Genomic DNA, 6,000 nt, shown 5'->3' on the forward strand with positions numbered 1-6,000 from the left:
CGAACTTGGCCGTTCGCGTTCAAGGCTGTACCCGTTGCAGCATCCTCCACCGCCGTGAGCCCTCCCGCATGATCACCCGCCGCGCCGTCACCGCCGGCCTCGCCACCTCCCTGATCGGCCTGCCCCGAGCAGCCTTGGCGCAGAGCCCGGCGGCCGCTCAGTCCGGCGTCCTGAAGGCCGAGCCCAATCTCGTCCGGCTCCAGCCCGATGCACGATCGGAGGTGGAGGCCTGGATCTTCGACAAAACTCTGGCCCCGGCCTTCCGTGTCAGGCACGGCGAGGAGCTGAATCTCACCCTCGCCAACGAGACCGACCTGCCCCTTTCCCTCCACTTCCACGGGGTTCGCGGCCCCAATGGCATGGACGGCGTCGGCGGACTGACCCAGGATCCGGTGCCGCCCGGCCGGTCCTACGATTACCGCTTCGTTCCGCCCGATGCGGGCACCTTCCTGATCCGTCCCTGCGTGCTCGGCCGCAGCGCCGAGCCCCAGGAGCGCGGCCTCTCAGGACTGCTCATCGTGGAGGAGGCCGATCCTCCGCAGGTCGACCGCGATCTCGCCCTGCTCGTCGACGACTGGAGCCTGGATGGCAATGGTTCGCTCACGCCCTTCGAGAAACCGTCCGGCGCTGCCCCTGCGGGCCGCCTCGGGAGCTGGCTCGGCCTGAACGGCCAGCCGACGCCCCAGAAGATCGAGGCGCCTCCCGGCGGACGGCTGCGGCTGCGGCTGGCCAATGCCTGCAACGCCCGGGCCATGCGCCTGCGCTTCGACGGGCTGAAGGCTTACGTGATCGCCGTCGACGGCCAGCCGACCAGCACCTTCGAACCCCTGAGGGCCTCCCTGCCCTTCGCGCCGGGCACCCGCTACGACTTGCTCGTGGACCTGGCCCCCGAGGCAGGAGCGGCAGGCACCGTCACGGCCCTGATCGGCGACGGTCTGCCCCTGCTGGAAATAGCGACTGCCGGCGAGAGGCGCCCCGCCCTGCCCGCCATCGCCCCGCTGCCGGCCAACACGAAGCTGCCGGAGACCATCAGGCTCCAGAACGCCACCCGCAAGGATGTGGTCATCAAGGGCGATCCCAAGGCCCCGAACGCCCCATGGACCATCAACGGAGCGGCCGGTCAGCCGACGGGATCCCCGCTCGTCAAGGTGAAGCGCGGCAGTCCGGTGGTGCTGACGCTCACGAACCAGACCGCTTTCATGCAGCCCCTGCACCTGCATGGCCATTCCTTCCGCCTCCTGCATGCGCTGGACGACGGCTGGGAGCCCTATTGGCTGGACACGGTTCAGGTGCCGGAGAACAGAACCGTCCGAATCGCCTTCGTGGCCGACAATCCCGGCCGGTGGCTGCTGGCCTCGACCGTGCTGGAGCGGTTCGATGCGGGCCTGTGGACCTGGATCGAGGTTACCTGAGCAGATCCCGCAGGACCCCGGGCACCAGCTCGGCGAGATCCTCGGCGATCAGGCCCGGCCCGAAGCGCTCTCCCGCCTCGGCGTGGATCCAGACGCCGGCGCAGGCCGCCTCGAAGGCGGGCACTCCCTGGGCCATCAGGCCGGCGATGAGGCCGCAGAGGGTGTCGCCGGATCCGGCGGTGGCGAGATACGGCGTTCCATTCTCGTTGATGGCGGCGCGCCCGTCCGGCGCGGTGATCACCGTGTCCGCACCCTTGAGCAGCACCACCGCCCCCGTATAGGCGGCAGCCCGGCGCGCACGCTCGATTTTCGATTCCGGATCAAGCAGATCCGGGCGTCCCTTGAACAGGCGCGTGAACTCGCCACCGTGCGGGGTGAGCACCGTCGGCGCGTGGCTGAAGGCGCCGTGCAGTTCGGAGGCCAGGCCCTCGAACGAGGTGAGCGCATCCGCATCGAGGACGAGGCTGCGCCGCGCGTGCACGGCGACCGTCACCATGGCGCGCGTGCCCGCATGGACGCCGAGCGCCGGCCCGAGCACCAGGGCATTGAAGCGCTGGTCCTGCAGGATGGTGTGCAGCCCCTCCGGCCCGTCGCAGCCGCGCAGCATGATGGCGGTGAGGTGCGCCGCGTTGACGCCGATCGCCTCCGGCGGCGAGGCCACCGTCACGAGCCCGGAGCCGATCCGCAGCGCCGCCCGCGCCGCGAGCCGGGCCGCGCCCGTCCGGGTGGCGCCGCCGGAGGCCACGAGGGTGTGGCCGCGCTCGTATTTGTGGGAGGTGAGACCGGGTCTCGGCAGCCTGTGCCGCCACAGCGCCGGGGCATTGGCGAACAGGGTTCCGCCCCGGGCCTCCAGAATGGGCCGCGGTATCCCGATATCCGCCACCTCGACCGCGCCGCAATGTGCCCGCCCCGGCATCAGAAGATGGCACGGCTTTCGGGCCGCGAAGGTCACCGTTCGATCGGCCCTGACCGCGGCACCCCGGACCGCGCCGGTGTCGCCGTCGATCCCGGACGGGAGGTCGACGGCGAGAATCGGCTTGGCCGAAGCGTTCATGCGCTCGACGGCCAGCCGGGCCTCTCCCCCGAGATCGCGGGCAAGGCCGGTGCCGAACAGGGCATCGACGATCAGGTCGGCATCGTCAAAGCGCAGATCCTCGATGGGAACGATCCCACCCTTCCATCCCTGGGCAGCCTCGGCCGCATCGCCCATCAGGCGCTCTGCCGGCCCCAGGAGCCCCAGCGTCACCCGGTAGCCGCGCTCGGCCAGGAGACTGGCCGCGATGAAGCCGTCGCCTCCGTTCTGCCCGGGTCCCGCCGCCACGACGATGGCGGCACCGGGAGAGGCTAATTTTTCGGCACACTCGGCCACGGCACGCCCCGCCCGCCGCATGAGCTTAATCCCGGGAATGCCGCTCGCAATGGCATCCCGGTCGGCCTGCTTCATTTCCGAAGGGGTCAGGACCAGTTCAGGGGCTGTCATGGGCGCAAAGTGAACCTGTTTTGCCGGGTTTGACGAGGATTTTCGCAACTGCACAAACTTTGGTCAGAAGATGCCCATCAAGTCGGCAGAATGGGCAGCTTTGAATCCGCGAGGCCATGGAAGGCTCCTCCCTGCCGGTGCTAAAAGCAGCAAAACCTCGAACGAGAACGGTTGAACGGGATGAAGAAGATCGAAGCCATCATCAAGCCCTTCAAGCTCGATGAAGTCAAAGAAGCTCTCCAGGAAGTCGGCCTGCAGGGCATCACCGTGATCGAGGCCAAGGGCTTCGGCCGCCAGAAGGGCCACACCGAGCTCTACCGCGGCGCGGAATATGTCGTCGACTTCCTGCCGAAGGTGAAGCTCGAGATCGTTCTCAATGACGACATGGCGGACGCTGCCATCGAGGCCATCCGCAAAGCCGCACAGACCGGTCGCATCGGCGACGGCAAGATTTTCGTTTCGACGGTCGAGGAGGCCGTTCGTATCCGCACGGGCGAGACCGGATCCGACGCGATCTAGGCTTGCTTTTCCAAGCCAAGGCCTGACGGCCAAGGATGACTTTCAAGGGCAGAAGAGGACCAGACCATCATGCAGACCGCCAAGGATGTGCTCAAGGCGATCAAGGACAACGACGTCCAGTATGTCGACTTCCGTTTCACCGACCCGCGCGGCAAGTGGCAGCACGTGACCTTCGACGTGTCGATGGTCGATGAGGACCTGTTCGCCGACGGCATCATGTTCGACGGCTCGTCCATCGCCGGCTGGAAGGCGATCAACGAATCCGACATGACCCTCATGCCCGACCCGACGACGGCCCAGATGGACCCGTTCTTCTCGGCGGCCACCATGTCGATCAACTGCGACATTCTCGAGCCGGCCACCGGCGAGCCCTACAACCGCGACCCGCGCGGCATCGCCAAGAAGGCCGAGGCCTACCTCAAGTCCACGGGCATCGCCGATACGGTCTATGTGGGCCCCGAGGCCGAGTTCTTCGTCTTCGACGACGTGAAGATCTCCGCCGATCCCTACAACACGGGCTTCAAGCTCGATGCGGCCGAGCTGCCGATCAACGGCGACACGGCCTATGAGGGCGGCAATCTGGGCCACCGCATCCCGGTCAAGGGCGGCTACTTCCCGGTTCCCCCGCTGGATTCCGCCCAGGACATGCGCAGCGAGATGCTGGCGGCCATGAAGGCCATGGGCGTCACGGTCGAGAAGCACCACCACGAGGTGGCCTCCGCCCAGCACGAACTCGGTACGAAGTTCAACACCCTCGTCCGCACCGCCGACGAGATGCAGATCTACAAGTACTGCATCCACAACGTGGCCCAGTCCTACGGCAAGACGGCCACCTTCATGCCGAAGCCCGTCTATGGCGACAACGGCTCGGGCATGCACGTGCACCAGTCCCTGTGGAAGGGCGGCAAGCCGCTTTTCGCCGGGAACAAGTACGCCGACCTCTCGCAGGAATGCCTGTGGTACATCGGCGGCATCATCAAGCACGCCAAGGCGCTCAACGCCTTCACCAACCCGTCGACGAACTCCTACAAGCGCCTCGTCCCCGGCTATGAGGCTCCGGTGCTGCTGGCCTACTCGGCCCGCAACCGCTCGGCCTCCTGCCGCATCCCGTGGACGACCTCGCCGAAGGCCAAGCGCGTCGAGGTTCGCTTCCCCGATCCGACCGCCAACCCGTATCTTGCCTTCGCCGCGATGCTGATGGCCGGCCTCGACGGCATCATCAACAAGATCGACCCCGGCCCGGCCATGGACAAGGACCTCTACGACCTGCCGCCGCGCGAGCTGAAGAAGATCCCGACCGTGTGCGGCTCTCTGCGCGAGGCCCTCGCCAGCCTGGACAAGGACCGTGCCTTCCTGAAGGCCGGCGGCGTCTTCAACGACGATTTCATCGACAGCTACATCGAGCTGAAGATGACCGAGGTCGCCCGCTTCGAGATGACCCCGCACCCGGTCGAGTTCCAGATGTACTACTCGGTCTGACGACCAGGCCTTCCTCCCGGCTGCTCGGACAGCGGCCTTCCTAAGCCGGAGCTCCCAGAGCTCCGGCTTTTTTTGTCGAGGATTCAGGAGCTTAGGCCCTCGTGGAGGCTTAAAGACCATCGGGAGGGGAACGGATCCGGCCGATCTGAATTATCAGACCCGAGTGAACGGGCAGCCCCGTTCACGCCGGCGCTTCCATGCGCCCGGAGAACTTCAGAGGAGATTGAACATGAAAAGCGTCATGATCGCGACCGCAGCCGCCATCGGCCTGCTGACCGCCGTCCCCGCTGGCGCCCAGACCTCGGTGACGACCACGACCACCGAGACGACGGGCTCCCTCACGATCGCTCCCGAGAAGCGTACCGTCATTCGCCAGCAGCTCAGCACGGCGAAGCCCGTCACCATCAAGGAGCGCGTGACGGTCGGCGCCACGGTCCCGGAAACGGTTGAGCTGCAGACCGTTCCCGAGACGATCGTGTCCGAGATCCCGTCCGTGAAGGGCTACCGCTACTTCGTCTATAACGACGACGTGGTTCTCGTGGACCCGCGGACCCGCAAGGTGGTGACCATCGTCGAGTAACCGCCCTAGGTCCGACCTTCAGGCCCATTCGGCAGAATGCCGCCTGTTGCAGGACCAAAAGGACAGGCCCGGCAAAGCCGGGCCTGTTTGCTGAACGACGGATTTGAGTTCAGTAGCTGCCGAACTTGTAGCTCACGCCCACCCGGACGGTATGGAACTCGACATCGGCATCGGAGGTGACGCGCGAATTGAAGAGCGGCGTCAGGTCGTTGCTGAGATTGTCGAACTGCGTGTAGCGATACTCGGCACGCGCCGACAGATTGCCGGTGACAGCTATAAAATGGATCATGACCACAATCTGTGACCGCCCAAACACAGTTACGCAACGTAATTAAGGACCTCTGCCCGCAGGTCCGCTGAAAACCCCATTCCGCGCTTCAAAAACGAAAAGGCCCGGGGTTGCCCCCGGGCCTTGTTGTGTTGTGCTGCGGCGCCGGATCTTAGTAGGTGCCGAAGCGGAAGTTCAGACCGGCGCGGATGACGCCGAAGTCGGTCTCGCCGTCGAAGCCCGGGAAGTCGTCGTCGTTGTC

6 protein-coding genes are annotated in these 6,000 nt (G+C 66.2%); 4 read left to right on the forward strand and 2 right to left on the reverse strand.

Going from position 1 to position 6,000, the window contains the following annotated elements; genetic code table 11:
* The first annotated feature begins 68 nt into the window (after positions 1-68).
* Positions 69-1,412, forward strand: a complete 1,344-nt coding sequence (locus GR303_RS16905) for a multicopper oxidase family protein (protein WP_161723643.1) — start codon at positions 69-71, stop codon at positions 1,410-1,412.
* On the opposite strand, the gene GR303_RS16910 is transcribed toward GR303_RS16905, so the two are convergent.
* Positions 1,405-2,892 carry an NAD(P)H-hydrate dehydratase gene (locus GR303_RS16910; RefSeq protein WP_161723642.1) on the reverse strand — a complete coding sequence of 496 codons (1,488 nt, stop codon included), beginning with the start codon at positions 2,890-2,892 and terminating at the stop codon, positions 1,405-1,407. The genes GR303_RS16905 and GR303_RS16910 overlap by 8 nt on opposite strands.
* Before the next feature lie 180 nt (positions 2,893-3,072).
* On the opposite strand from GR303_RS16910, the gene GR303_RS16915 reads away from it, so the two are divergent.
* From GR303_RS16915 to GR303_RS16925, 3 genes are all read left to right on the forward strand, one after another.
* On the forward strand, positions 3,073-3,411 hold the full coding sequence (locus tag GR303_RS16915) for a P-II family nitrogen regulator (protein ID WP_036352735.1): 339 nt from the start codon (positions 3,073-3,075) through the stop codon (positions 3,409-3,411).
* A gap of 69 nt (positions 3,412-3,480) precedes the next feature.
* On the forward strand, positions 3,481-4,890 hold the full coding sequence (gene glnA / locus GR303_RS16920) for a type I glutamate--ammonia ligase (protein WP_161723641.1): 1,410 nt from the start codon (positions 3,481-3,483) through the stop codon (positions 4,888-4,890).
* 229 nt (positions 4,891-5,119) lie between these two features.
* On the forward strand, positions 5,120-5,470 hold the full coding sequence (locus GR303_RS16925; protein WP_161723640.1) for a DUF1236 domain-containing protein: 351 nt from the start codon (positions 5,120-5,122) through the stop codon (positions 5,468-5,470).
* Between the two features lie 109 nt (positions 5,471-5,579).
* Here the strand turns inward: GR303_RS16925 and GR303_RS16930 are convergent, their stop codons facing one another.
* Complete coding sequence (locus GR303_RS16930; protein ID WP_161723639.1) at positions 5,580-5,759, reverse strand: outer membrane protein; 180 nt, start codon at positions 5,757-5,759, stop codon at positions 5,580-5,582.
* Positions 5,760-6,000 lie beyond the last annotated feature (241 nt).

Source organism: Microvirga arsenatis (assembly GCF_009910705.1).
In the GTDB taxonomy this organism is placed as follows: Bacteria; Pseudomonadota; Alphaproteobacteria; order Rhizobiales; family Beijerinckiaceae; genus Microvirga; species Microvirga arsenatis.